Raw genomic sequence first — 24,730 nt, forward strand, 5'->3', positions numbered from 1 at the left:
GTCTGGAAAAATGCAATTTTAAACTTACCTGCCTCTTCAAAATCTCATCCATCTTATTTGAATTAATGTGGGTTTCAACGCATACCATGCGTCGCTGCGCCCATTTGCAAAAGTATTTTCAAATTAGACCTGAAATAGTCAATTGACTTATCAAAGTCGATTGAACATCATCATTTTAGTCACTCGCCGATTTTTGATATCACTCCATCTATCTTTGAGAATTCTCGAACAAACTTCCTTCCAGTCCAACGTCGATTCTGGTTTATCTGCAAGGCTTCGAAGTAAGCCGAAGAATTAATTGCACATCATTTAGACTTGCTAGTACCAAAAATAAACGTGGGCACTTGCTATTGTGCCTAGACGCTCTCCGACTCTCGCACAGTAAATGGTCTTCACCATTATGCGAAGAATGGTGACTTCCCAAGCGGAACTATTAAGTTATACATGTGGAAATCTTTACATATTATAACTTGCCTGATATCCTTGCTCGTGCAACGGCGAGATGACTGGTCTTAAAGTTATTCTGTGGGATAGATTTCGAACCCGTTCGTGAGGCCTCACTTTCTCCATCTCGCTGTTGCATTCACTATGACTAAGACAAAACTGGTAGACCTAAAAACTCTAGAGCATGTTGCTCAAGCCTGCGGCGTTAGTGCTGAGTTCATCGTACAATACGCAAACGACCAACGACAAAGAGACTACTATTTCCGAATCAAGATACCTAAACGCGGTAAGAATCGGAACCGTCAATTTCGCATAGTTTTCCAAGCAAAGGAGTATCAGCTCGCCAGTCTTCATCGCTCCGTTGCAATGATAATTGCGAACAGTGTGCAATTTGGCGAACAAGTGCAGGGATTTCGAAAGAAACGCTCCTCAAGAAGCAACGCCCAGCAACATCTGGCCAAAGCTGTAATTTTGCACGCTGATATCAAGAGTTTTTTCGACTCGATTACGACAGAACAAGTGCACGTTGCATTTGTTTCTCAAGGGGTATCCAACGAAATTGCCCAACTTCTGGCAAAGGCATGCACCATTGAAGGATTGCTACGCCAAGGAACAAGGTGTAGCCCAATTTTGGCAAACCTTGTCTGCGCCGGGCTTGATAATAAACTATTAGCGCTGGCTCATTCATGCCACTCTGTGTTCACGCGATACGCAGATGACCTAACTTTTTCTGGAGATCAAGTCCCTTCTTCTGCGGCTGTAAAAACAATCGTAGAATCAGAAGGTTTTACGCTCAGAGATGATAAATGCAAGCTGCAACGTCAAGGGCGTTGTCAGTATGTAACTGGACTCACTGTGAGCGATGGCAATATGCCACGACTACCAAGGCGATTAAAAAGCAGACTTCGCCTCATTTTTCACTATATCGAAAAAAATGGGCTCACCGAGCATTGGCAGAAGACAGGGCAAAAGAATGGTAGAAGAAAAGAACAATGGCTTGATGGCATGTTGCAATATGCTGCTTCTATCGAGCCAGACTTGGCTAATAAATGGCAAGACATTTTAACTACCGCAAAAGTCCAAAAGGCAGCAACGGCAAGACAGAAATATTTTGTCGACTGCGGTATTGACGACATCGATTAAGGCAACGGATTCTTATCCCTCGTATGACAGGCGCCAGTTGCCACATTCTCGGCAAATCGGATACGAGTGCGTAAATGCTGAAACACTTTTGCATTTTCTGAATCTGTGAAATTTGTCAGATATTTGCTACTTACTTGAGCCGTGAACTGAGCAAGCTCCACAAGAACATGGTATTTTTTCCGACCTTGCTCCGGCAGTGTTATATCTCGATGATACTTAGTTTTAACTTCCTCAATCGCGGATTTTAAGTAGACCTCAAAATCACCAACTTTACAGTGATACTGCACTACCTTCTCATTGCGTTTACTAAGCCTGTGAACTAGCGGAGACACCAATAATTTTGAAGCACGGTCCTGTTCAGACATCCTGTTAAACATCTTCCTATCACAATAATACAAATACGCTGAGAAAGAGATAGTCGCAATTCTTTTCAATGCAGCATCCCTCGTTCCAGAATCAGATAACAACATTCCTAATGACGCGTTCTGCGATAGTAATTTCGCCTTTGCATCGACCATGGGATCAGCTTGAATATCTTTTGACAGGCCTTGCAACTGTTGGCACAGTTGTTCAGGGACATCAGTCACAATGCAAACAACTGTACAAATTGACGCAATATCATCTGGTCCATCTCCAAACATCGCAAAAGCCAAATGAGTATCAGTATCGCCACGCTCGCTAGGTAAGTTTGCATCCATTGAGTCAGAACGAATCTCTAGCTTCCTCAACATATTTAGGCTCTCTGAACGAGCAGTATTAAACTGCTCTAGAAAGCTTAACAAAGACTTGTGGATATGAGCACTTCTATCCTTAGGCTTACAGATATTTAGATGATGCGCTTCGATAGGCACTCCAACCTCTCCAGAGAGATTGGGCTCTGAACTAGTGGGGTTTACAATCGTCACGCCAGGAAGAAGCCTTCCAACAAGTGGCAAACGCATTGGTTGGGTTTCCACAAAAGTTTTTGTCTTGATTCCGTAATCACTCACCAGTTTTCGGAATTCGATATTTAATATTCCCAACGCTCCGTCGTGCAAACCAAGATTTCGCATCTGAGGATTCGGGCGTGCCAAGTAGAAACAAGAAACGATAGAAGCCCAAATGGAACCAAAGTGAGGTGTACCAATAAAGACCACGCCTTTAATTTTCTGAGCCAAATTAACATACCGCGGCACGCCTAGAGAAAAAGCCGATTTAATTGCCGTTTTAATAACCAGCCCACCAAGACTATGCCCGACTAAAACTATCTGCTCATCTCCATTAAAGGCCTGGTCACTGCAAAGAGTATCCAACAAAGCGGATCCGAGATTAGACAGAGACATTGCATCACCGAACCAGCGGGTCTTCGAGGCAGCATAGCCAGCAAGCCAAACGGGGCACCCAGTAGCCTCGCCAATCCATTTTGGCCATAGAGTTTCGTTGTCTTTTTTATTCGACATCCATGTATGAAGATAGTGACCATCCAACCCATGGACAAAAACAATTCTAGTTTTACCAGTGTCGTCGGTCGGGGCGTATGCTTTGATTAATTTAGTCATGTTTTTAGTTATCCAAACTAGACCCCCACTTTATCAAAATTTCAAGATTTCCCCAAACAAAGATGAGATTTTTCTCATTCTTGTATCGAATAAATCTCTCTGACCTCCTCCCGCTAGAAAGTTGAGCCGTTACGCCTTGATTTTAGAAAATCTCAACCTATGACTAATCCTCGTTCAAAAATTTCTATCACAATAACAAGTTTTTGCAGAAGGAATTTTGCCGGACAAAATTGTGTAGAAATTATCTAAAACCGCATGTTCCCGTGGCTAGTGAAGTGGGTGGCATTCCTTCGCCCCTACCCCACCACATAAACCGCCGACACCCTAGTCCCCACCACCAGCAAAAAATGCGTGACCGCACAGGCACTCAGTATCCAGGCCAGCGGCAAATCGCCTACCAGTGCGCCTGACAAGACCAGGCTCACTGGCATCAGCAGTTTGAAAATGGAACCGGTCAGGCCGGATATACGGCCTATGTAGCGGCTGTCTGTGCTCTCCTGGCGATAGCCCCAGACGCAGACATTGCCGATGACGGTGCAAAAGCTGTTGATGCCCAATGCCAGCAGCAGCAAGGGTATGCTGTTGCCCCAGGCCAGCAGGAGCATGGAACAGGCTTCGACGCCTAGTTCCAGCGCAAGCAGGCGGCCCAGACCAAAGCGCTGGCGCAGGCGGCTGGCGACCAGGCCACCGATAACACCACCTATGCCTGCCACGCCATACATCAGCCCCACCTGGGCTGCCCCCAGTTGCAACTGGTCACGGGCGCGGAACAGAAAGAGCACATCCACCACACCCGCGCTGCCATTGATGATGACCACCAGCCAGGCCAGGTGCCACAGCGGTTTGTTGGCGATAAGCACGCGCCAGCCATCGCGCCATTCATTCCAGTAGCTGTCGGCATCCGGCTTGCGCACTGGCAGTTGCAAATCCCTAAGCAACCAGGCGGCCAGCAGCATGGCCATCATGGGCAGCCACAGACCCAGGTCCATGCGTATGGAGATTACCGCACCAGCCAGTGCCGGGCCAAGGATACTGAAGACCTGGCTTAGCACTGTCAGTTGCCCGGTAGCAGGCAGCAGCAATTGTTCTGGCAGCATTTCCTTCAACATACCCATGCGGCAGATCGCATACACATAATGCAAAGTCATGAGCATGAAAGCGGTGATAAAGAAAAAAGACAATGCCCGCGCACCATTCTCCAATAGCACCGCCTGCATGCCGGTCAGCACAACAATGCCGATGATGGCAAAACGCGCCCAGCGGCCACGGTCTATGCGGTCTACCCAAACGCCAATGAACATTGCAAGTAACAAATTAGGCAGCAGCTCAACCGCTCGCATGCCCGTCATGACTCCGGCGGAATGCGTTAGCTGATAGAGGATCAAGGGCATGGCGAGCTGGTAAATCTGTGTACCGAGTGAAAAACTGATGGTGGATGCATACAGGCGGCGAAATCCGTCATGTTGCCAAAGTGAGGAAGTGGACATGGTTATACAAAAAGCGGTTTAGACAGTGCCGCTAGCGTATACCAAAGGCGGAAACACAAAAACGGATAGAATCTGGTATTTCTTTCCTCCTTTTTATCCCGCAACGATGCGCCTGCTCGATCACTTCCAGCGCCTGGCCGATTGGTACCCCAGCGCCAGCACACCCGACCTGGCGCAGATCGCTGCTGCCCTGTGCTGCAGCGAACGCAATACCCGCCTGCTACTGAGGCGCATGCAGGAGCAGGGCTGGATAGACTGGCAGCCGGGCAACGGGCGCGGCCACCGTTCCAGTCTGACCTTGTTGCAGGACCATGAAAACCTGCGTCTGCAAAGGCTGCATCACCTGCTGGCTGATGGCAAGCTGGAAGCCGCCTTCGATGGCCTACCCAGTGCCGGGCGTGAACGCCTGAAGCAATCGCTGCCCGGCTACCTCGGCAGTTGCCGGGCAGGCAGTTTGCGCATGCCTTTTTACCGCCCCCTGCATGCGCTCGATGCCATCCACATCAACCGCCGCACCGAGCAGCACATCATCATGCAGATCTGCGCTGGCCTGACGGAATATGACCGCGCCAGCGAACAGGTCATCCCGGCACTGGCGCACAGATGGGATGCCTCTGCCGATGGCAGGTGCTGGGAATTTACCCTGCGCCCCGGCCTGCACTTCCATGATGGCCGCCCCGTGCGTGCCGAAGACGTGGTCTATACCCTGCAACGCGCCCGCGATACCAATGGCCCCTACCGCGCCATGTTCGCTCACCTGGCCAGCATCACCGGCACAGAACGTAGCGTGAAACTGCAACTCAACAAGCCCGATCATTTGCTGCTGCACCTGCTGGCCCATCATGCCGCCATGATTGTGCCCACGGATGATGACAAGCGTACAGATTTTACTACGCTGCCCATTGGTGCCGGGCCATTCAGGCTCATACGTAATAATGAACACAGGGCGACGCTGGCAGCTTTTGATGGCTACTTCCGCGAACGAGCGCTGCTCGATGAAATTGATTTATGGGTCGTGCCACATGGCAGCCCCTTGCCTGAAGTTGACCTGCACCTGGCACACGCCTCGCCTGATCAAGTGCCGGCACCCGACGATAGCTGGTCAAGAATACGTGCCCTTGAACAAGGTTGTGACCTGGTGATGCTGAACCCGGCACGCGCAGAATTTTCTACGCCTGCCGCACGTCTTGCAATTGGCAACTGGCTTCGTCCCGCTGCCGCTGAACTGGCTGCAAGAGAAACCCGCCCCATGGCTTTTGGCATGCTGCCGCAATGGAATCATTTACCTGAAAAAAAGACGATAAAAGCACCCGCCCTGCCTGCCCATCTCGAGGTGGTGACTTATGAACTCGATAGCCACATCGCCCTCACCCATTGCGTGGCAGCCAGATTGCGCGAGGCCGGGGCCGATGTCAGCATCCACATCCTGCCCTTCCCTGAATTTGGCCCCTACGGCTGGCGGGATTGGGCGGACGTAGTGATTGCCGGAGACGTGCTCGACAATGACATGGAGTTTGGCCTGTATAGCTGGCTGGCCGGAGAATCACTGGTCAAGCAGATGATGGATACAGCAGAACGTAACTGGCTGGCAAAAACCAGTACAAAAATCGCCGCAGAAGCAGACGCGACCAAGCGCGCAGCCCTCATCGAAGCCTGTTTCGCCCGCATGGTAAAACAAGCCTGGATACTACCCATGCGCCACACCCGCCACGGCATAGACTACGGCCCGCAACTGGGCGGTGTGACCCTGGCCCGCTGCGGCTGGATGGATTTTCGCAAACTGTGGTTGCGACCTGGAAGTAACCAGAACTCTTTTCATCAATAGGGTGGGCTGCGTTCTACTTGCTGTCATTTTGCAAGACGATCATCGAATACAGTTCCTTGTACTCCTCTGCGGAAATGCCAAGTTCATATTGCCCCACTATAACCAGGTTCTTCATCAGCTTAAACGTAGAAATACTACCGTCGGTATTTCTGATGGTCAAAATGGCGTCTACAAAATATGGCGCAACTACGGGTTGCCAACCCCAGCGATGGCTTTGCAACCATTGGGACAACTTGTCCAGTTGTTCAGGTTTGATATCCTGAGGGAGGCCCACCAGTTTATCGGTTTTTAAATAGGTAAGACTTGCCGACTTCATTGGTGGCGTTTTTACGTAGCACCCGCTCAACATGGTGCAAAGCATGGTAGCAATGATGAAGTGAAAAAAATTGCCCATTTTGATGAATATCCAAAAGAGTAAAATAAAAAAATATTACAATGACTTTAACTTATATTGCTTGAGTCGTAACGCTGCGATGGTCTGCCAGCACCGGATTTGACGCATCGTGCTGACCATCAGTTTCAACAGAGAACGCTCTGCCATTGAGTATTGCAGTTGCACGTGGCATGTCGAGTGCACCTACCCAACGGGCAATCGCCATGGTACCAACCGCATTGCCAATGGTATTGGTGAGTGCTCTTGCTTCTGACATGAAGCGATCTACGCCGAGCAGCAATACCATGCCTTCCACCGGGATAGTACCGAGTGATGCCAACGTGGCCGCGAGCGTGATAAAGCCAGAACCAGATACACCGGCAGATCCTTTGGAAGTCAACATCAGCACTCCCATCACGGTTAGCTGGTCGGACAATGTGAGGGGTGTGTTTGTCGCCTGGGCAATAAAGATTGCTGCCATGGTGTAGTAGATACATTGGCCATCCGGATTGAAGGTTAGCCCGGAAGGGACAACCAGGCCAACAACAGGTTTTGAGCAACCGATGTTTTCCAGTTTGCTGATCAGTTGTGGCAGTACGGACTCCGAGGAACTTGTGCCAAGTACGGTAAGGATCTCCTCCTTCAAATAGATCAGAAACTTCCACAGGCTGAAGCCACATATTTTTGCAACCATATTCAGTACGACGAAGATAAACAACAGGCAGGTCCCATACATGGCACCCATGAGTTTGGCGAGTGAGATGATTGATCCAAATCCATATTTGCCAACAGTAAAAGCGATTGCGCCAAAAGCCGCAATGGGTGCAAGACGCATGACAACGGCAACTACACGAAACATTGCATGTGAAAAAACGTCAAGAAATGAAACGACTGGTGCTGAACGCTTGCCCATATGTGCCAGCGCTGCTCCCAAGAGGATGGAAAAAACAAGAATTTGCAATACTTCATTTTTAGCGAAGGCATCAATAACACTGGCAGGTATCAGGTTCAGCACGAAGTCCATGAAAGTATCGTGTTTGACTGCCGAGGTATATCCCGAGATACTTTTCGTATCCAGGGCCTTTGGATCTATGTTCATGCCATTGCCAGGGCCAATAAAGTTAACCATCAGCAGACCAAGACCAAGTGCAAAGGTTGACATGACTTCGAAATACAGTAACGCCCTTGTGCCAACGCGCCCGAGCTCTTTCATGCTTTCCATTTTGGCGATGCCTAAAACGACCGTCGCGAAAATCACTGGTGCGAACACCATCTTGATGAGCTTGATAAAAATATCACCCAAAGGCTTGAGTTTGGCTCCCAGCCCCGGGTCGTATAGACCAAGCAACGCGCCGGCAATTACTGCAAGCAGCACCTGGATGTAAAGTGTTCCCAAAAACTTCTTTATGCGTAGCATGGCATTGTCTCCTTTCGTTTGACTGCTCATCAAGACAGTCATTGCACAACTCTGTGGTTGCTGGAACCAGTCTTCTTATCATTACGCGAGACTGATCCCTTGTTTTTGTAAGCGTACTTTCCTGATATCGGCTATTTTTTTAAAGTACAGCAGCTATTGCAATACCAACTTCTGTCGTATTCGCATTACCGCCCAGATCAGGGGTTTTCGGCCCTTCGGTGAGTACCGTTTCTATCGCCTTCAGAATGGCGTCGTGAGCAGCGGTATAGTTCGCATTTCCGTTACCCAGGAAATCCAGCATCATTGCACCGGACCAGATCATGCCAATCGGGTTGGCAATATTTTTGCCAAAGATATCGGGCGCTGAGCCATGCACGGGTTCGAACAATGATGGAAATGTGCGTTCTGGATTCAAGTTAGCCGAAGGTGCAATGCCAATTGTGCCGGTGCAGGCGGGGCCAAGATCGGAGAGAATATCGCCGAACAAATTAGAGGCGACAACAACGTCAAAGCGCTCAGGAGAAAGTACAAATCGTGCACACAAGATATCAATATGGTATTTATCAACGCGCACGTCTGTATAGGATTTCGCCATGGCTTCGACACGCTCATCCCAATAGGGCATGCTGATCGAAATCCCATTCGACTTGGTTGCAGACGTCAGGTGTTTTTTAGGGCGGCTTAGCGCCAGTTCGAATGCAAACTTCAATATCCTGTCGGTGCCTTTGCGTGTGAAGATGGCATCCTGCACGACAAATTCGCGTTCTGTATTCTCAAACATTTTCCCACCAACTGCCGAATATTCACCTTCGGTGTTTTCCCGGACAACGTAGAAATCAATGTCGCCAGCTTGCCGGTTGGCTAGTGGACAAGCAACTCCAGGCATGAGGCGAACTGGGCGCAGGTTGACATACTGGTCGAATTCTCGACGAAATTTAATCAGCGATCCCCAAAGCGAAACATGATCAGGTACCAAATGCGGCATACCAGCAGCACCAAAATAGAGCGCGTCGAAACCGCTGAGGCGCTCACGCCAGTCGTCTGGCATCATCTGGCCATGTTTGAGGTAATAATCGCAGTTGGCCCATTCTATGATAGTGAAGTCCAGTGGAATATCGAATTTGCGCGCTGCGGCTTGCAGTACCCGCAGTCCTTCTGGCATTACTTCATTCCCTATGCCATCGCCCGCGATGACAGCTATTTTGTGGTTTTTCATCATAAGAATCAGAACAGTTCTGAGTAGTTATAGGACACACTGATCTTACTGGATATGAATTGAAATATAATTGCTCTCGCCGTTTCTTAATAAAACACGAAACGTGAACAATAGTCGTTTTACTTCTATCCCTATGCGAGCCAATCTCAGCATCAATCAGCCTCTACTGGAGGATCTGGAGCTCTTCTGCGTCGTTGTGCGCCGATCCAGCTTTGCGGCATCAGCGCTAGAGCTGGGTGTCTCGAACGCCCTTGTCAGCAAACGTATTGCCATACTGGAAAAGACATTGCAAGTACGCTTGTTACATCGAACAACACGCAAAGTTTGGTTGACCGATCATGGCCATGTCGTTCATCAGTGGGCACAACGCATTTTGGCCGATGTTGATCAACTGGCTGAAGCTATTTCCCAAAAAGGCAGTTCACCACGAGGATTATTGCGCTTGTGCACAAGTTCAGGATTTGGACGTAATCGCATTGCACCGGCCATATCTGCATTAGTGCGCAAATACCCTGAGCTGGAGGTCCAGCTTGAGTTGCTGGACCGCCCCGTCGATCTCATCGCGGAGGGATTTCACCTTGATATCAGGATTGGACAGGTTCAGGAATCACACTTGATTGCCCGACGCATTGCAGAGAATGAGCGCATACTCTGCGCTTCACCTGCTTACTTGAAGCGCCACGGCAAGCCTCGCCAATTGTCGGACTTGTCGCAGCATCAATGCATCGTGATTCGTGAACGAGACCAGGAACCCGGACGCTGGAATCTGCATGGGCCTCACGGCCCAGAGACGATCAAAATAAAAGGAAGCCTTTCAGCCAATAACGGCGAACTTGTGCACCAATGGGCAATAGAAGGGCATGGGATTATTTTGCGATCAATCTGGGATGTTGGGCATAGTCTTGCCGAGGGACGATTGGTCAGGGTGCTACCACTCTACAGCCAGAAAGCTGACGTATGGGCAATTTATCCTACCCGCCTCGAAACCGTGGCCAATGTACGGGTCTGTGTCCAGTTTCTAGAGAAATGGCTGCTGAAATAGTTCTCCATATTGCAACCTTCATGCTTATTGAAGGAGTCCATTTGCTTAATCTGAATTAGCCCATCGTTAAGGGCACTGGTTTGTGTCCCCCAGGCTGGCATAAACCAGTGCAGCAATCGCCGCAGAAGCAGATGTAGCACAGTGGGCGCATCTCATCGAAGCCTGCTTCGCCCGCATGGTAAAACAAGCCTGGATACCACCCATGCGCCACACCCGCCACGGCATAGACTATGGCCCGCAACTGGGCGGTGTGACCTTAGCCCGCTGCGACTGGATGGATTTTCGCAAGCTGTGGTTGCGGCCCTGATTATTCTGCCGACAAGTGTCACCCAAAAAATTCGTCATTCATCATCGGTGCATTACAACGTAATCGACACAGCGATCCATGTGTTATATCTCTCTCGATTCACTTATTTCATCTACAATATATCTTCGCCCATCAATGACTGAGATGTCCATGCGCAAAATAGTTTCCCTTCTTTTGTTGTCAGGTGTACTTCACACGTCGCTGGCATATGCAGATTTTGCCGCCGGACTGATTGCAGCAAAAAACAAGGACTTTGCAACAGCACTCAATGAATGGCAGCCCTTGGCAGAAAAAGGAGATGGCAGCGCACAATTCCATCTCGGGTATTTATACTACATGGGTCTGGGCGTGACTAAAAATCAAACCCAGGCTTTTGAGTGGTTTAGCAAAGCAGCCGAGCAGGATATACCTCTGGCCCAGTTCAGGCTTGGCGTCATGTATGAACTTGGGCAAGGTCTCCCGGAAAATCCAGCGCGAGCAGTCATTTGGTACCGCAAGGCTGCAGAGCATGGCTACGCTGATGCGCAATTCAATCTGGGCTACCTTTATTATCTTGGACGAGGTGTCCCCAAAGACTATGCGCAAGCGATCACTTGGTACCGCAAAGCGGCGGACCAGGGTGCATCAGGTGCACAACTCAATCTGGCGCATATGTATGACAAAGGTGAGGGAGTCACCGTAGATCGCGTACAGGCCATGGAATGGTATCGCAAAGCAGCAGAGCAAGGGCAGGCTGTTGCTCAATATAATCTGGCGCTCATGTATGACAATGGCCAGGTGGTGCCGCAAGACTATGCACAAGCGCTTACCTGGTATCGCAAGGCAGCGGAACAGGGTGACCCGCGTGCACAACTCAACCTCGGATACCTGTACAACAAGGGGCTTGGAATAAAGCAAGATCATGCGCAAGCCCTGGCCTGGTACAGCAAAGCGGCAAACCAGGGCAATGCCAGTGCACAACACAACATTGCCACCATGTATCGTGATGGCGAAGGCATGGCGCCGAATATCGCGCAAGCCTACAACTGGTATCGCAAAGCGGCAGACCAAGGCCATGCCAAGTCGCAATTTTCTTTGGGATATATGTATGCACACGGCATAGGTGTTCCTAAAACATTATCTTTGGCCTTGAGCTGGTATCGCAAATCGGCTGAACAGGGCAATGGCAGTGCCCAGACAGAATTGGCAACGATGTACGAAAAAGGTCTGGGCGTACCAAAAAGCAAAGTGATTGCCTGTGCGCTTTATACGCTGGCAGCCAACGCGGATATCTACGGTGCCAGAAAAAAACGAGACGACATCCTGGCGACAATGTCTGCACAATCAGCCGATGCGGCGCAAAAATTGTCACTCCAGATGACGGGACCAGGTAACCTGGTCAAGGCGATTGATCAGAATATGGCGCAGTGAACGGATCAAAGCTGATACATGCAACATATCCGTGCCATCACCCGCGCCGACATCAGCAACGGCACTATCATCTCCACCGCCTGCATTCCTTATGCCGGCTTTATCGACAAATACAGAAAACTGTATGAAGAGCACGGGTACAAGCAGTTGCAGAGCGTCGAGCGTGCAGTAGATTGATGCCGTTCAATTTGCGTATCAATATGCCTGTAATCATCAAATATGCGTGAGCGGAGAAAGAATGCCTGAGATCATTCATCACATCAATACAAAACCTGTGCGCCTGATTTCGCATATTATTCCTTATACACAAGGCCCGGTCATCCACATTGACATCTGCGAGGGCGAGCAAGTCATCGCAGCAGCCCGCATCATGCCGCCCTACCACCACAGCTTGCTGGAAACGACGAATGAGAAAACGGAGTCCGTCATTGAGCTGGAAGTACTGACACTGTTTAGCTCAGGGTCCTTACCATTAACGTCGGGAAGGTTTTTAGAACTCAGGCAACTGATGAGTGCAAATGGATATCACCATATCTCGCCTATATACCAGCATCCATCAGATGTGGAAGTTTGAACTATCTCTGATCTGATAGCCAGGGTGCGCCGCGCGCACCAAGTGTAGACAAATGAGATAACACAAAATTTATCTAAGACATCTCTGATTAAGTCCTCTGATTAAGTCCAAAAACATAAAATTGATTCTCGGGAAATCAATCACTTACTCAAATGAAATGCGCTAACATAGCACTCGGGTCGGACGGGCCAAATATGGTACAGTTCATTTTATTTCTCTGGGCGGCCAGCCGTTCAGTTTAACGTTAAGCGCTCACTTCCATGCTGTCATTACCTTCTGAAGAACACCTGCAAAAAGCCATCGCCGTGCTTGGGCGTGATGGTATTTCTGGAGATGAAATAGAAATTGAAATTTCTGCGTTTGTTCATGAACAAATGTTGGCAAGACGCTTGATAGATTGGCTTCCCGAAATCTTTGGCATTGCTCTAATTTCTCACATGGAGGACATTAACTTGCCGGATACTTTTGGTGCACAGGATAAACATGGCAATTGGTTTCGGTTGGAGTTTAAGCTTGAGCCTATTTTTCAAATGGCGATTAAAGTAGCAACTGAAATGTATCATGCCGGGCCGCGTAATACCTTCGGTAATATCGCGCTTCGCAGTGCAATGCTTAGTACTGTAAGCCGTGTTCTCAACGAATCAGGGTCCTTAGAGGGAGGATACTTATCTGGGCCTTCACTTATAGGTATTCCTGCTGAGATTTATCTACCTCCGTCAAAGGCATTTTGACAGAGCTTCTTCGATTGAACGTTATTATGACTCACCGAATGGTTGATAGGACTGGCCGCGATGCTGCTCCGTATTTTATAAATTTGTAGACGGCCAAGCGTGCCGATCAACTTAGCGTCATGCGACATGATTTCTGTACACGAAAAAGTGCTGCGCCAGATTTCTAGCCGGAATCTGGCAAGTCACATGAACAACACCAAATGGGGCTTATTGCTTCCGGCTCTCAAAGATATTGCATTAAGAATTGATGTGAAGTGGCTACTGCAAGAGGAGTCAAATGGATGGACTACTCAAATATTTAATTCCAAGTCCAACCTATTTTGAACCGTTACCTCTAGGCCCAATTACATTTCGTGAACTAGAGTGGCTGCTCATCGACCCGATCGAAATAGAACTGGCCAAGTTCCATTTGGCAGAGCTAAAAATACCCTTCTCCTTGGAGGACAGACTTCTAAAGGTATGGGGGTATTCAAGCCATGCCGTCAATTTCGTTTAACATGGCAGTCAGGGTCGCTACGGCATGCGCAAAACGTCCGGCGAGCGGACCGCCACCTACATTAAACATCATGAAAAGGTTTTTCAATGCCGCAGTTTGAGACATGGCCGCACAAAGTTGAAGTGGATCTTCGAATTTTCCGAAGGGATGGTGATGAGGAACAAGACTATCGAATGATCTACAGCTACTCGATGGATGCACTGACTCCCGCTTCTCTAGAAGATGTTTTGAAGCTTCAGCGGGCTGGTGTGATAGAGATTTATGAATTACCTGAGTGAATATTTAAAATTATGCTGTTTAACAGGTCAGTCGGCTGGGAATCGCCAATGACCGCTTTTGTCTCTATTAATTTTCTGGTGGACGGCCATCCGCTCATTTCGACCTTAGCCATATGAAACTATTCATCATATTTCTTTTGGTTTTATTCACTAAAACTGTAACAGCAACGAAACCTTCATAGACATACTATCCTGAACGGGACTGTAGAAAGGAGAATGGCCCTGCCTGCGACATTGGGCGTGGAGTAAGGCTTTCGCTTTCATCTGCATCAAACAACAAAGACAATAGTCGCACGATATCGCGCGCATCGCCTCCCCCTGTGAGCCGTACTCTCAAACTGCATGCCTGCCTGGCCTAGAACCTGGCCCAGGCCCAGTTTTTTGCTCAGGTTCGGGCGTTCAGACATCAAGAGCTTGAGGTTGATGTGCGACGCACCGACAGAAGTCTGTCCGCTGACAAAACAAGGAACCGGCGTCATGCAAATGGTATGTATTGCCTCATTGAAGAATATCAGCCGGATAACGGCAAGCGACTTGAACAGGGACCACTGATCAGCCATTGGACAAACCTGCCAAGCGCGGGCGTTACTGTCTGCTCACCACCATCAGCGCAACAGCCGTCCATGGGCATCAAACACTGTCATCTCGACGAAACGCGAGCCTGCGTGCTGGCCGGGCTTGAAGCTCAGCGGAAAACCACCGAAGTCGACATCAGCTTCCAGGGCATCAACGAGCCGCTGACGGCTCAGATTCTCTCCACACCGCTCAGCACCTTTCAACAAGGTACGTGCGCTGCAGTAGCCTTCAAGAGCGCCATAGCTTGGCTCGACACCGATGGACGCCGCCGCTTTGCGAAAACTCGTTACGAGACCGCTACCAGACGCGAATGGATACGGCATCACCTGAGAGATGCCTATACCACCCACGCCGTCCGGTGACTCCTTGAGCGCCTTGGCAACACCAGAAGAGCCGATGAAAGAGACACTGCAAAACATCATGGCCTTGCCGACACCGCCGTATTTTGGTGATTTCAGCCCTTTGATCAACTCGATACATGCGCCGTAGACCCCTGCCATGGCAACGGCAGTGACGTTGCTCCTGGCGATCGCGTCCAGGGCTTTTGCTACATCAAGTGTATTGCGCTCGTACGAAGCGACGACGGGTTCATGGTTGACTCCAAGTTCGCGCATTGCGTTGCGCATGCCAGCCTCAACTGCCGCCCCATAGCCGTCGTTTTGCTTGAAGATTGCAATCTTCGTATCCGCTCCTGCTGCCAGGAATTGCCGGGTCATGATCCGGCACTCTTCGCCGTAGCTCGCCCGCACATGGAATACGCCTGGCTTGTGGGCACGAAGGGCCTCCGAGCCAGTGAATAATCCAATGAGTGGAATGCCCGCCTGCTCGATAGTCGGCAGCGCTGCAGCGCATGTGGGTGTGCCAACGTAACCGCAAAGGGCAAAAACATTACGCCCCAGCAGCTCAACCGTATTACTCACACAGCGCTGCGGATCATAGCCGTCATCCATCCCCACCAGAGTGAATCGACGCCCAAAAATCCCTCCGGCCCGGTTCGACTCCTCAAAAGCGGCACGGGCCCCTTCAAACATTTCATTACCCAGGATCGCAGCCGGTCCCGAACGCGGCGACGACTGGCCGATGAGGACGGTATTGCCCACAATCTGTCGAGCTTGTGTCGACGACAGGGCTGCGGCCCGCGCTGGCGCCCAGGCCCCCAGTACAGCCGCAAACGGGGACGCGCGCAAGGCGCCAATAACAGGTGTACTGGCCAGAGCCAGCAGTTTGCGCCGTTTTGTTGCTGCTTTATTCATTGCGTTCATCACGATGCCCCTCATCAATGACCCTATCGCCGAATTCGGCGGGTTGTGACTTGCCACAGGTACTACCCATGCGTTGAACAATTGTGTCTGCAACACTTTTCAAGCAACAGTCCGTTGCTGGTATGGGGTGCCCTGCGGCCACTCTTCCCCGAAAACGGACAGTTCTGATGCAAAACAGCGCCAGTTGCGTTACCGCTCCCACATTTGCCAGAGCCTTGAACACAAGCGCAGTCTTCGTTGCTGATGGTGTCATCGGGTTGTGCTACAGCATGTGTACGACAACATGGCTAACCATCCCGATAAAAGTGACTTCCCAGAGTGTCAAGCCTGCCAGTACAAATTCTCGAAAGTCACAATTTATTGCAATGTTATATTTTTAAAAACATTGTTTCAATAACTATTTGCAGAAATTGCCGCTTCCTTGGTGACTTAATTCAAAAGGCACTGTGCTATACGTCTCGAAAACCTCTGTTTGCAAGTGTCAGTAATGAGAGAAATTGTCGCCGGGCAACTCTTATGCAACAACAAGCGATGACCGCTCATGTCGCAAGATGAACATTCGTCGCTGTCAGCTTGTCCGGTTTCAATAACTGAAGCAGATCGCATATCATGTCTTTGCCCCTGACTTAACAGCAAAGAGAAAATCAAGCCGCTCCCCAACGCCGGCTTTTAGTCATGTCAAAACAAAAATCACTCACCGCTATCACTGCTCTTGTATTACTTCTCTGCATCGCCGGGTTGGCATGGCTGCATCAACCCTACAACCAGGCTCCAGCGCGTCAGGTGGCGGAACAGTTCCATGCCCTGCTCAAGGCAGGTCAGTTTGAGCAGGCTTTTGCACTGACTGCGCAGCACGGTCTGACCGGCAATACCGTGATGGACCTGAAAACAATAGCCGGCCGCCACTGCCTTGATGCAAATGAATTCAAATATACCTTTCCAGCACAGACAAACGGTAACCGCCTGCGTCGCCAGTTGGCCGGAAGAGCAGTGGAAATGGAGCAGGTATCGGTCGAATTTGAAGGCCCCTGCTTGCTGGAGATACGTTTGCGTCAGGCAGATAATGGTGCATGGCTGGTGGTGTATTTTGCCAGCCATGCAGGTTGATGCAGCAAAGACCTCAAGGGCAATTGCCGATGATGTAGTAGCCTGCCGCTGTTTGCGCCAGCGTCTGCGTATAGAACAGATTGTCCAGTCCCATGTTCTGGTTGGAACCATTGGCCAGGGCATAGCCGCCACTGTCATGTGCGCGTCCGGCCTGTACATGGGCGTAATTACTGGCACTGGTGGCGCTACAAGTCCAGCCGGACGCGGTAGTCACACTGATAGCGGGGGACAGACTGCTTTCACCGGTAGCGTCCGTAGCGGATACGGCAAAACTGTAGCTGGTGGCAGCTGTGAGACCCGTAGCGGTATAACTGGTAGCGCTGATCAGCGAGCCATTGACTTTCACGCCATTGCGGTAGACGTTGTAGCCTGTCGCGCCGCTGACGGCATTCCAGCTCAAAGGTACCGAAGTAGCACCCGGGGCGCCAGCAGTCAGGCCTGTGGGCGGCTGTATCGCCGGTGCGGTGCCAACCAGGAACTGTGCAATGCTGCATGCAGCCGATACCTGCCCGTTACTGTCGGTGGCTTTAACACTGCCACTGTAGTAACCGCTGGCCAGGTTGTAGCTTTTACTGAAGCTGCTGCCACTGCCGGCGGCCGTATCATTAATGGCGCTTGGCCCACTCAGGTTAACGGTATAACTGGTGATGCTGGCACCGCCACTGACAGTAGCAGCGCCGTTAATGGTGGCGCTGGTGGCAGTGATGCCAGAACTGGAACATGAGTTCATCACCGGCGCAGGTGTTGCCGAAGCGCGCAAGTTATTCTTGAACCAGAAGTCCATCACAAAGGCGGGGTAATTGATCTTGGTGCTATCGACATAGTGGCTGTTCTGACCGCCACTGCCTGCCGGCCAGGCATGGCCCATGCCGCTGACCGTAATTTCATGGGTGCGTACCTTGCCGTTGCTGTCGGTGTAAGGAATATTACTGCCGCCAGTGGCGACCGCTACTGCTGCCCCCTTGGTAAAACTGCCGCCATAGGCCAGGCGCATGGCGGCAGCATCCATGGGGCCATAGGCCTGGGCCACTGTGTAGTCACTCGTGCCCCACACCACGCTTGCTATCTGGGTGGCAAATTTGCCAGCGTTACTGCCTGCCATGGCCTTACAGTTATTGCCTGCTGTTGTTGCCGTATAACCGGAAGGAACATAGCCTATCTGCAAGGTGCTTGTGCCCGGTGGCGGGCCGGCATTGATGCCTATACCGGCAAAAATATCGGGAGCCAGGCAACCCAATACCATGGTTTCGCCACCGCCAGAAGACAGACCGGTGACATACACCTGGTTGGGGTCAATCGCGTATTGCGGGTCGCTGACAAAACGGTTGACCAGATCCAGCAGAATAGCATCGTGGCCTGGCGTGCTGCGGGTGTGAGTGGTATTGGCGTAGTCCCAGCAATGATTGCTGTAGACATTGCCGGTGGCGTTCGGGGCCAGGATAACGGCGCCATATTGCTCGGCCATGGCTTTCCAGTTGTAGCCCTTGTCGCTTGACTTATCGATGACGTCACCGGCTGCAGTCTGGGTGCAGCCGTGCAAGACCAGCACCAGAGCGCGTTTTCCACCTAGTGCGGGTTGTGCTGCAGGCCAGTAAAAATAGCCGGTCAGGCTGCCGCCATTGACCGTATCGGCAGCCCAGGTCTGCTGCGCACTCCAAGCGCCCGGTCCGGCAGTAGCTGCCTGCGCCCTCAGATTGAACATGAGCATACAAGCCGCCAGAGCGACAACTTGCAGCAATGTCTTGATGTGATTCATGTAAATGTCTCCGTAAGGTTTTTTGAGTAAGGCTTTTCAGCAAGCCACTGACGTGGCCAGGCTTTCCTGCTGTTTTCAACAAGCGGATGGCGAGCCAGAAACTATGTTGCTCTGGTGGTTGTACCGGAAACTTCCCGTCCGGGAAAAGAAATACCTGTCCAATACGGATGAATGAACATGATCCAGGGCGTAATGCTGCAGCACAGATCTCACGAACGTCCGGTTAGGACGTACAGATGACCATGCTCAGCAATCTGCTGTTGGCAGTTTGTTTGTGTTTTCCAGCAAAAACCTGCCCCTCATTCCCGAACAGGATTGAAGTGCCTTTACGCGTGTTGAAGAATGCTTGTCTCCTGATTCTTTTTATTCTGGCAAAGCATTGTCGTCCCGGAAAATTGCCTAAGGTTTGCCGGAGAGCAAAGATAAATTGCCAAACTGCTCAGGTAAAAAACAGGGTAAAACATTATTTCGTGAATACAAGGGGCACCGTATTTCTACTGTATAGTGCATGATGGTAAGGGTCTGGCAATTTGTCCTAAGAAAAAAGGATGATCACTGCACGCAAGTTGATTTACTCTATTATGTCAGAGCGCCCCATTTGCACTGACGACAAAGCAAATTTGACGCTTTACCCCATGCTTCAAATTTGCTGACAAAAAGAGTACAATGCCGGCGAAATTGCAACAAAGACAATTAATCATGATGCCTTGACTACCGGGTAAATCAGTCAATGCATTGCTTGACCGATTCTTAAGCAACACCTTATGTCATCAACATTACATGAGTAATAAATGCGCATCACCTTGCAGGCTTGATCAATCACACAACGGAGAGAACAAACAATGAAACACAAACTACTCGTTTCCATGGTAAGCAGCGTCCTGGCCCTGACTTTTGGTGTCGCCAATGCCAACGACAAAGGTGCACCTGCACATTGGGGTTATGAAGGTAAAACCGGCCCGGCAAAATGGGGTGCTCTCGACGAAGCCAATAGTGCCTGCAAGCTGAGCAAGGAACAGTCACCGATTGACATCATCGATTCCAAAACCAAAAAAGCAGCCCTGCCTGCACTCGACTTCAAATATGTCGCCGGTAGCGCTGAAGTGATCAACAATGGCCATACCATACAGTTGAATCTGCCTGCTGGCAGCAGTATGAAGGTAGGCAGTGATGAAGCGAACCTGTTGCAGTTCCACTTCCATACGCCCAGCGAAGAAAAAATCAATGGCAAGACCTATCCGCTGGTAGCCCATTTCGTCCATAAAAATGCTGATGGTAAATTATTCGTTGTCGCCGCCCTGTTCAAGACCGGCAAGGAAAATGCTGCCCTCGCCCCGGTATTTTCTGCTTTGCCAGCAGAAGGCAAACCAAATACCCTGGCCAGCTTTGACCCGGCTGCTGTCTTGCCAGAAAACCGCGCCTACTACAAGTTCATGGGTTCGCTGACAACACCACCATGCAGTGACGGCGTACGCTGGCATGTGCTGAAACAGCCTGTGGAATTGTCCAAGGCGCAGTTGGCCGCATTCAAAAAAATGTACCCGATGAATGCCCGCCCGGTTCAGCCCTTGAATGGCCGCGTAGTAGAAGTCAGCGAATAAGCAAGTCCTGCTTGCAACAAGTACCCCGGATGAAGATGGCATCTGCACCAGTGGCAGATGCCATTTTTTTGCCAGTCACCATGACGCCTGCCATTGTGGCGGAACGCGCCAGATAGCCGCCCGCAACTCATGCAAGCAGTGACTCGGCCGTTTGCGATTTCCTAGTTCAATAAAAAAGCCGCCAGGACGACTGACGGCTTTTTACTGTACTGGCCAAAGACAGGCCAGATATGTCAATGGTACGGCTTAAGCAATCATATTGACGGTAGAAATAGATCCAAAAGAACCTGTCAACTGGACAAAGAAGTCGGTATTGTCAAAGTTAGCGGTGTCTGAACCGGTGTTCTGGAACAAATAGGTACCTGCTGCCGTGCCGGTCTGTATCGTGATCAGGTAGGCCTGACCAGTGTTGTTAAGCACGATGGACAAGCCGGACGAGATAGTGGCCAGGTAATTGCCTACGTCAGCATTACCAATGATGAAGGAACCTACTGTCGAAGCATTGACGCCTGTCTTGAAGAAGTCAACGCCAGTGGCGCTGAAGTTGGCAACCCTGTCGATCTGCGTTTTGTTCGACATATTGGCACCGGTCTCTATCAAGGTTTCAGATGCACCGCCTGATGCCTGCAGAGAGATGACATCAACAGCCGCACCACCAGTAATAGTCGTGTTACCAGTGTTGCCACCTGTCAGGTTCAGGGTTTGCCCACCGCTGCCGAGGGTAATGGTGTTGTCCCCAGTGCTCTTGACATAGTTCAGCAGGTAGCCCGCACCATTCGCCATGGTGAAAGACGCCGTACCCGTGCTGCCAGCCACGTTAACAGTTTCTACACTGTTGACCTTGGTGCTGATGTCGATGGACTGCGTGGTGGTAGTGCCAATGTTCAAGGTGTCAAAACCACTGCCGCCATCGATCGTGGTCAGGAAGTTGGCGATCTGATTGGCCGTAAAGTTAAAGGTATCAGCACCTGTACCACCAATGACACTGACAGCCACGTCCGCCGAGGTGAAGTTGTTGGTACCGTTGGCTAGGTTGTAGTTTTCCACACCTGACAAGGCGCTGAAAGTGCCAGCAGTCGTGAGGTTGATGGTTTCAGTACCAGCAGCCGTGATCGTGCCTGTGGCAAACTGCGCTACCTGGGCAGCGGTGGCTGTCAGGGTGGCGTTGCTGGCCAGGTTCAGGTTTTCAAAGCCAGTGACCGTTGCAGCGCTGATGTCTGGCGTGGCGGAAGCCAAGGTCAGCGTATCGTTGGTACCAGCACCAGAGGTGTATGAACCGAGGATGGCACTGCCTGACAGCGTCATTGAATTAGTACCACTACCCAATACGACAGTATTTGCCAGCGTACCATTTGCCGCTACGTTGTCATTGCCCGTGCCGCCGGTGTACGAGGCTGCCACGGTTGCCGCATTGATATTGACAGTATTGGTGCCGCTGTTAGTGCCGGTAATCGTTGCGGCACCTGTCAGCGCATTTGAGGTCCAGGTAAAGTTGCCCAGGGTAATGCCGCTGGCATTCACTGTTGTCAAGGCGGTGCTGTTGGCTGTCAGCGAAAGACCGGCATTGCCACTGACATTGATGGTCTTGACCGAGTTACCCAGCCAGGTCAGGTTGTCATTGAATGCACCGGTAGGTGAGCCCTGGTTGTCATTGACGGTGATATTGGCAGTTTCAACGCCAGATGCAGTAATGCCGACAGTAGCAAAAGACACACCTGCACCACTATTGTCATTCAATGAGACATTGAGGATGTCGTTGACACCACCAACAAACGCAGCATTGGAGATGGTAAATGCCGTGCCTGCGCCAGTCAGCGTGATATTGCTATTGCTGGCCATGTTCATCAAAGTCAGGCCATTTGCACCACTAAAGGTCACGTCGTTGTAATTGCCCAGTGTTTGCATGTCTATGGTCTGATTCGTCACACCGGTCAGGCGCAACTTCTCAAAGCTGGTGACATTGCTGGCAAAGGTACCGGAACCAGAAGCCGTGGCAGCATATGTAGCGGGCAGCACGATGGTGTCGGTGCCATTGCCGCCATTGACGACCATAGGGAACAAAGCAGAATTGGGGATGAAAGTATCATCACCAGTACCACCATTAATGGTGGTAAAGCCTGCCGAGTTGTTATAGGTAATCGTATTGGTGCCATTGGCCAGGTTCAATACCTTGATGTTGCTGATGGTACCGCCGGTAGCACCGTTGTTGAGGGTGACCGTACCAGCCGTGGTCAGCGTCAGGGTGTCAGTATCAGCCGCATTGCCAGCAATCGTGGTGTTATTCAATCCAGGGATGCTCGACAGGAACAGGTCATTGACGCCAGTCGTGCCGTTGAAGGTGCCACCAGGAGTAACCGCAGTCGCATTGGCGATGCCAAAATCACTGAGGAAGATAGCGCCAGTCGTGCCGCCGAGCTTGACGATGAAATCGCTGCCGTCCACCGATGTATTGCTGCTGCCAGAGTTCTGGAAGGCGTAGGTGCCAGCAGCCGTACCGCTATTAACAGTCACGATATATGCCTGGCCAGTGCCACTGAGAGCCGAACCGGCTGCTGTCGCTGCCGTGGCAATCGCTGCCGCCAGGTTGCTGGAGTCTGCATTGGCAATGGTCAGGTTGTACAGGGAAGTCGCAAAAACGCCTGTACTGAAACTGTCTGCACCAGCAGCCTTGAAGTTATTGACGGTATCAATCGCATTGATAGTGGAACCTGCTGCAATAACCTCCGAGCCTGTTGCCGAGGTGGACAGGTTGATGGTATCCACACCTGTACCACCAGTGATATTAACATTGCCAGTACCTGTGCCCAGCACGTTCAGGGTTTGGCCGCCCGAGCCCAGCGTCACATTATTGATATTGGCACTGGCATCCTTGGTCAGGTTAAGAACGACACCGGCACCATTTGCATTGGTCAGCGTAAAGGTCGCTGTGTTGCCACCAGTGACATTGATGGTTTCTACGCCAGTGACTTTGGTGGACATGTCCAATGCTGCAGTCAGTGCGCCGACATTGAGGGTATCTGCACCCGCACCACCATTGATGGCCGTTGAGGCCGTAATGATGGCATTGCTGGCATTGATGGTATCACTACCCGTGCCGCCAGTGACCGATACCAGACCTGTAGCTGCCGTAAAGGTATTCGCACCATTGGCCAATACATAGTTTTCTACATTGGTCTTGCCTGCAATAGTACCAGCCGTCGTGAATGTGACTGTCTCAGCACCAGGCGCATTGATGGTGGTGAAGCCGCCGTATTGTGCTGCTGTCATGGTCACCGCAGCGCTGGCTGCAATATTTGCAGTTTCAAAACCACTGACATTGGCACCAGAGATATTGCTGCCATTGACCAGGTTCAGCGCATCACTCGTACCCGAACCCGCAACGAATGTACCTGTATAAGACTTGCCTTCCAGGGTCAGAGTATTGTTACCCGCGCCGAGGTTGATATTACCTGCCAGCATGGAGCTGCCAGAATTGGTCAGGTTGACGTTGTCATTGCCAGTTCCGCCGTTGATGGTGGTGATGCCCGAAGTTGCAACTGTGAAGTTGATATTGGTCGACGTATTGTCGGTAGCCAGAGTCTTGATATTGGTGATGGTGTTGCCACTGCCAATATTAACTGTGCCGCCGCCAGAAATGGTGATGGTGTCAGAGTCAGTACCATTGCCATTGACGGTAGTGCCCACCAGTGCAGCCACATTGCCGGTGAAATTTTCATTGAGGCCAGATTTGCCATTGAACACGCCACCTGCAAACAGTGCTGTTGAATTGCCTGCCGTACCATTCCCATTCGATGGGCTGGTACCTATGACGCCAGCAATCGCACTCCCGCCACCACTAACAGTGACTGCATTTGAGGTAGTCATATTATTGACACTACCACCATTTGCATTCGACGCCGAAGTCACGTCATACACCAGCGTACCACCAGTAATGGAAACATAAGACAGGTCGATGTTGTTGACACCAGCCACATCATCCACGATCGTCAGTTGATGCGGACCTGCACCGCTGAAAGTCAGCACAGGGCCAGACAGGTTCAATGCCGCACGCGCAGCGATCAGGGCCAAGTACTGGCTGGCCGTAATGACGACGGCAGAGTTGGAAACAATGTTTTCCACACCAGAGATTTGTGCACCCGCCAGGTTA

General features: G+C 50.8%; 19 protein-coding genes. 10 read left to right on the forward strand and 9 right to left on the reverse strand.

The features are described from left to right. Window positions 1-588 precede the first annotated feature (588 nt). The gene (locus LZ463_RS28290; RefSeq protein WP_241459672.1) at window positions 589-1,587 is read left to right on the forward strand and encodes a reverse transcriptase family protein; all 999 of its coding nucleotides are present in this window, start codon (window positions 589-591) and stop codon (window positions 1,585-1,587) included. On the opposite strand, the gene LZ463_RS28295 is transcribed toward LZ463_RS28290, so the two are convergent. Both LZ463_RS28295 and LZ463_RS28300 read right to left on the reverse strand, forming a co-directional pair. Continuing rightward, window positions 1,584-3,125 carry an esterase/lipase family protein gene (locus tag LZ463_RS28295; protein WP_241459673.1) on the reverse strand — a complete coding sequence of 514 codons (1,542 nt, stop codon included), beginning with the start codon at window positions 3,123-3,125 and terminating at the stop codon, window positions 1,584-1,586. The two genes, LZ463_RS28290 and LZ463_RS28295, sit on opposite strands and share 4 nt — an antisense overlap. Window positions 3,126-3,421: 296 nt before the next feature. Beyond that, a complete protein-coding gene (locus LZ463_RS28300) occupies window positions 3,422-4,612 on the reverse strand; it encodes an MFS transporter (protein WP_241459674.1) in 1,191 nt (396 codons plus the stop codon). Between the two features lie 106 nt (window positions 4,613-4,718). On the opposite strand from LZ463_RS28300, the gene LZ463_RS28305 reads away from it, so the two are divergent. Continuing rightward, a complete protein-coding gene (locus LZ463_RS28305) occupies window positions 4,719-6,437 on the forward strand; it encodes an ABC transporter substrate-binding protein (protein WP_241459675.1) in 1,719 nt (572 codons plus the stop codon). A 13-nt stretch (window positions 6,438-6,450) separates the two neighbouring features. On the opposite strand, the gene LZ463_RS28310 is transcribed toward LZ463_RS28305, so the two are convergent. The 3 genes from LZ463_RS28310 to LZ463_RS28320 all read right to left on the reverse strand — a co-directional run bounded on the left by LZ463_RS28310 (window position 6,451) and on the right by LZ463_RS28320 (window position 9,446). Further along, complete coding sequence (locus LZ463_RS28310; RefSeq protein WP_241459676.1) at window positions 6,451-6,831, reverse strand: hypothetical protein; 381 nt, start codon at window positions 6,829-6,831, stop codon at window positions 6,451-6,453. A 52-nt stretch (window positions 6,832-6,883) separates the two neighbouring features. Beyond that, the gene (locus LZ463_RS28315) at window positions 6,884-8,227 is read right to left on the reverse strand and encodes a dicarboxylate/amino acid:cation symporter (RefSeq protein ID WP_241459677.1); all 1,344 of its coding nucleotides are present in this window, start codon (window positions 8,225-8,227) and stop codon (window positions 6,884-6,886) included. Between the two features lie 139 nt (window positions 8,228-8,366). Further along, entirely contained in the window at window positions 8,367-9,446 is a 1,080-nt protein-coding gene (locus LZ463_RS28320) for a tartrate dehydrogenase (RefSeq protein ID WP_241459678.1), read from the reverse strand. A gap of 130 nt (window positions 9,447-9,576) precedes the next feature. Here LZ463_RS28320 and LZ463_RS28325 point away from each other — a divergent pair, with 130 nt between their 5' ends. The 6 genes from LZ463_RS28325 to LZ463_RS29330 all read left to right on the forward strand — a co-directional run bounded on the left by LZ463_RS28325 (window position 9,577) and on the right by LZ463_RS29330 (window position 13,831). After that, on the forward strand, window positions 9,577-10,485 hold the full coding sequence (locus tag LZ463_RS28325) for a LysR family transcriptional regulator (RefSeq protein WP_241459688.1): 909 nt from the start codon (window positions 9,577-9,579) through the stop codon (window positions 10,483-10,485). A 457-nt stretch (window positions 10,486-10,942) separates the two neighbouring features. Beyond that, window positions 10,943-12,202, forward strand: coding sequence for a tetratricopeptide repeat protein (locus LZ463_RS28330; protein WP_241459679.1), 1,260 nt, complete (start codon window positions 10,943-10,945; stop codon window positions 12,200-12,202). Between the two features lie 18 nt (window positions 12,203-12,220). Then, window positions 12,221-12,379, forward strand: a complete 159-nt coding sequence (locus LZ463_RS28335; protein ID WP_241459680.1) for a hypothetical protein — start codon at window positions 12,221-12,223, stop codon at window positions 12,377-12,379. Between the two features lie 61 nt (window positions 12,380-12,440). Then, a complete protein-coding gene (locus tag LZ463_RS28340; RefSeq protein WP_241459681.1) occupies window positions 12,441-12,776 on the forward strand; it encodes a hypothetical protein in 336 nt (111 codons plus the stop codon). Between the two features lie 260 nt (window positions 12,777-13,036). Then, window positions 13,037-13,507 carry a hypothetical protein gene (locus LZ463_RS28345; protein WP_241459682.1) on the forward strand — a complete coding sequence of 157 codons (471 nt, stop codon included), beginning with the start codon at window positions 13,037-13,039 and terminating at the stop codon, window positions 13,505-13,507. Window positions 13,508-13,633: 126 nt separating this feature from the next. Continuing rightward, window positions 13,634-13,831, forward strand: a complete 198-nt coding sequence (locus LZ463_RS29330) for a DUF6678 family protein (RefSeq protein WP_489686162.1) — start codon at window positions 13,634-13,636, stop codon at window positions 13,829-13,831. 719 nt (window positions 13,832-14,550) lie between these two features. On the opposite strand, the gene LZ463_RS28350 is transcribed toward LZ463_RS29330, so the two are convergent. Together LZ463_RS28350 and LZ463_RS28355 are read right to left on the reverse strand one after the other, a co-directional pair. Beyond that, window positions 14,551-14,841, reverse strand: a complete 291-nt coding sequence (locus LZ463_RS28350; RefSeq protein ID WP_241459683.1) for a 3'-5' exonuclease family protein — start codon at window positions 14,839-14,841, stop codon at window positions 14,551-14,553. A gap of 45 nt (window positions 14,842-14,886) precedes the next feature. Beyond that, on the reverse strand, window positions 14,887-16,119 hold the full coding sequence (locus LZ463_RS28355) for an ABC transporter substrate-binding protein (protein ID WP_241459684.1): 1,233 nt from the start codon (window positions 16,117-16,119) through the stop codon (window positions 14,887-14,889). Between the two features lie 675 nt (window positions 16,120-16,794). On the opposite strand from LZ463_RS28355, the gene LZ463_RS28360 reads away from it, so the two are divergent. After that, window positions 16,795-17,226, forward strand: a complete 432-nt coding sequence (locus tag LZ463_RS28360) for a hypothetical protein (RefSeq protein ID WP_241459685.1) — start codon at window positions 16,795-16,797, stop codon at window positions 17,224-17,226. A 13-nt stretch (window positions 17,227-17,239) separates the two neighbouring features. Here LZ463_RS28360 and LZ463_RS28365 read toward each other — a convergent pair whose 3' ends face one another. Further along, entirely contained in the window at window positions 17,240-18,982 is a 1,743-nt protein-coding gene (locus tag LZ463_RS28365; RefSeq protein WP_489686163.1) for an extracellular catalytic domain type 1 short-chain-length polyhydroxyalkanoate depolymerase, read from the reverse strand. Window positions 18,983-19,824: 842 nt separating this feature from the next. Between LZ463_RS28365 and LZ463_RS28370 the strand changes: the two genes are divergently transcribed. Further along, a complete protein-coding gene (locus LZ463_RS28370; RefSeq protein ID WP_241459686.1) occupies window positions 19,825-20,583 on the forward strand; it encodes a carbonic anhydrase in 759 nt (252 codons plus the stop codon). 246 nt (window positions 20,584-20,829) lie between these two features. Here the strand turns inward: LZ463_RS28370 and LZ463_RS28375 are convergent. Beyond that, on the reverse strand, window positions 20,830-24,730 hold a 3,901-nt coding region (locus tag LZ463_RS28375; protein ID WP_241459687.1), incomplete at its 5' end, for a beta strand repeat-containing protein.

This window comes from Undibacterium paludis, from assembly GCF_022568815.1.
Classification (GTDB): Bacteria; Pseudomonadota; Gammaproteobacteria; order Burkholderiales; family Burkholderiaceae_D; genus Undibacterium.

Bases quoted from the DNA above. Each gene is read 5' to 3' on its own strand.
- LZ463_RS28305 (WP_241459675.1), top strand. From the start codon at position 4,719: ATGCGCCTGCTCGATCACTTCCAGCGCCTGGCCGATTGGTACCCCAGC.
- LZ463_RS28355 (WP_241459684.1), bottom strand. From the start codon at position 16,119: ATGAACGCAATGAATAAAGCAGCAACAAAACGGCGCAAACTGCTGGCT.
- LZ463_RS28335 (WP_241459680.1), top strand. From the start codon at position 12,221: ATGCAACATATCCGTGCCATCACCCGCGCCGACATCAGCAACGGCACT.
- LZ463_RS28320 (WP_241459678.1), bottom strand. From the start codon at position 9,446: ATGATGAAAAACCACAAAATAGCTGTCATCGCGGGCGATGGCATAGGG.
- LZ463_RS28330 (WP_241459679.1), top strand. From the start codon at position 10,943: ATGCGCAAAATAGTTTCCCTTCTTTTGTTGTCAGGTGTACTTCACACG.
- LZ463_RS28365 (WP_489686163.1), bottom strand. From the start codon at position 18,982: ATGAATCACATCAAGACATTGCTGCAAGTTGTCGCTCTGGCGGCTTGT.
- LZ463_RS28340 (WP_241459681.1), top strand. From the start codon at position 12,441: ATGCCTGAGATCATTCATCACATCAATACAAAACCTGTGCGCCTGATT.
- LZ463_RS28315 (WP_241459677.1), bottom strand. From the start codon at position 8,227: ATGCTACGCATAAAGAAGTTTTTGGGAACACTTTACATCCAGGTGCTG.
- LZ463_RS28325 (WP_241459688.1), top strand. From the start codon at position 9,577: ATGCGAGCCAATCTCAGCATCAATCAGCCTCTACTGGAGGATCTGGAG.
- LZ463_RS28370 (WP_241459686.1), top strand. From the start codon at position 19,825: ATGAAACACAAACTACTCGTTTCCATGGTAAGCAGCGTCCTGGCCCTG.
- LZ463_RS28295 (WP_241459673.1), bottom strand. From the start codon at position 3,125: ATGACTAAATTAATCAAAGCATACGCCCCGACCGACGACACTGGTAAA.
- LZ463_RS29330 (WP_489686162.1), top strand. From the start codon at position 13,634: ATGATTTCTGTACACGAAAAAGTGCTGCGCCAGATTTCTAGCCGGAAT.
- LZ463_RS28360 (WP_241459685.1), top strand. From the start codon at position 16,795: ATGTCAAAACAAAAATCACTCACCGCTATCACTGCTCTTGTATTACTT.
- LZ463_RS28345 (WP_241459682.1), top strand. From the start codon at position 13,037: ATGCTGTCATTACCTTCTGAAGAACACCTGCAAAAAGCCATCGCCGTG.
- LZ463_RS28350 (WP_241459683.1), bottom strand. From the start codon at position 14,841: ATGGCTGATCAGTGGTCCCTGTTCAAGTCGCTTGCCGTTATCCGGCTG.
- LZ463_RS28310 (WP_241459676.1), bottom strand. From the start codon at position 6,831: ATGGGCAATTTTTTTCACTTCATCATTGCTACCATGCTTTGCACCATG.
- LZ463_RS28300 (WP_241459674.1), bottom strand. From the start codon at position 4,612: ATGTCCACTTCCTCACTTTGGCAACATGACGGATTTCGCCGCCTGTAT.
- LZ463_RS28290 (WP_241459672.1), top strand. From the start codon at position 589: ATGACTAAGACAAAACTGGTAGACCTAAAAACTCTAGAGCATGTTGCT.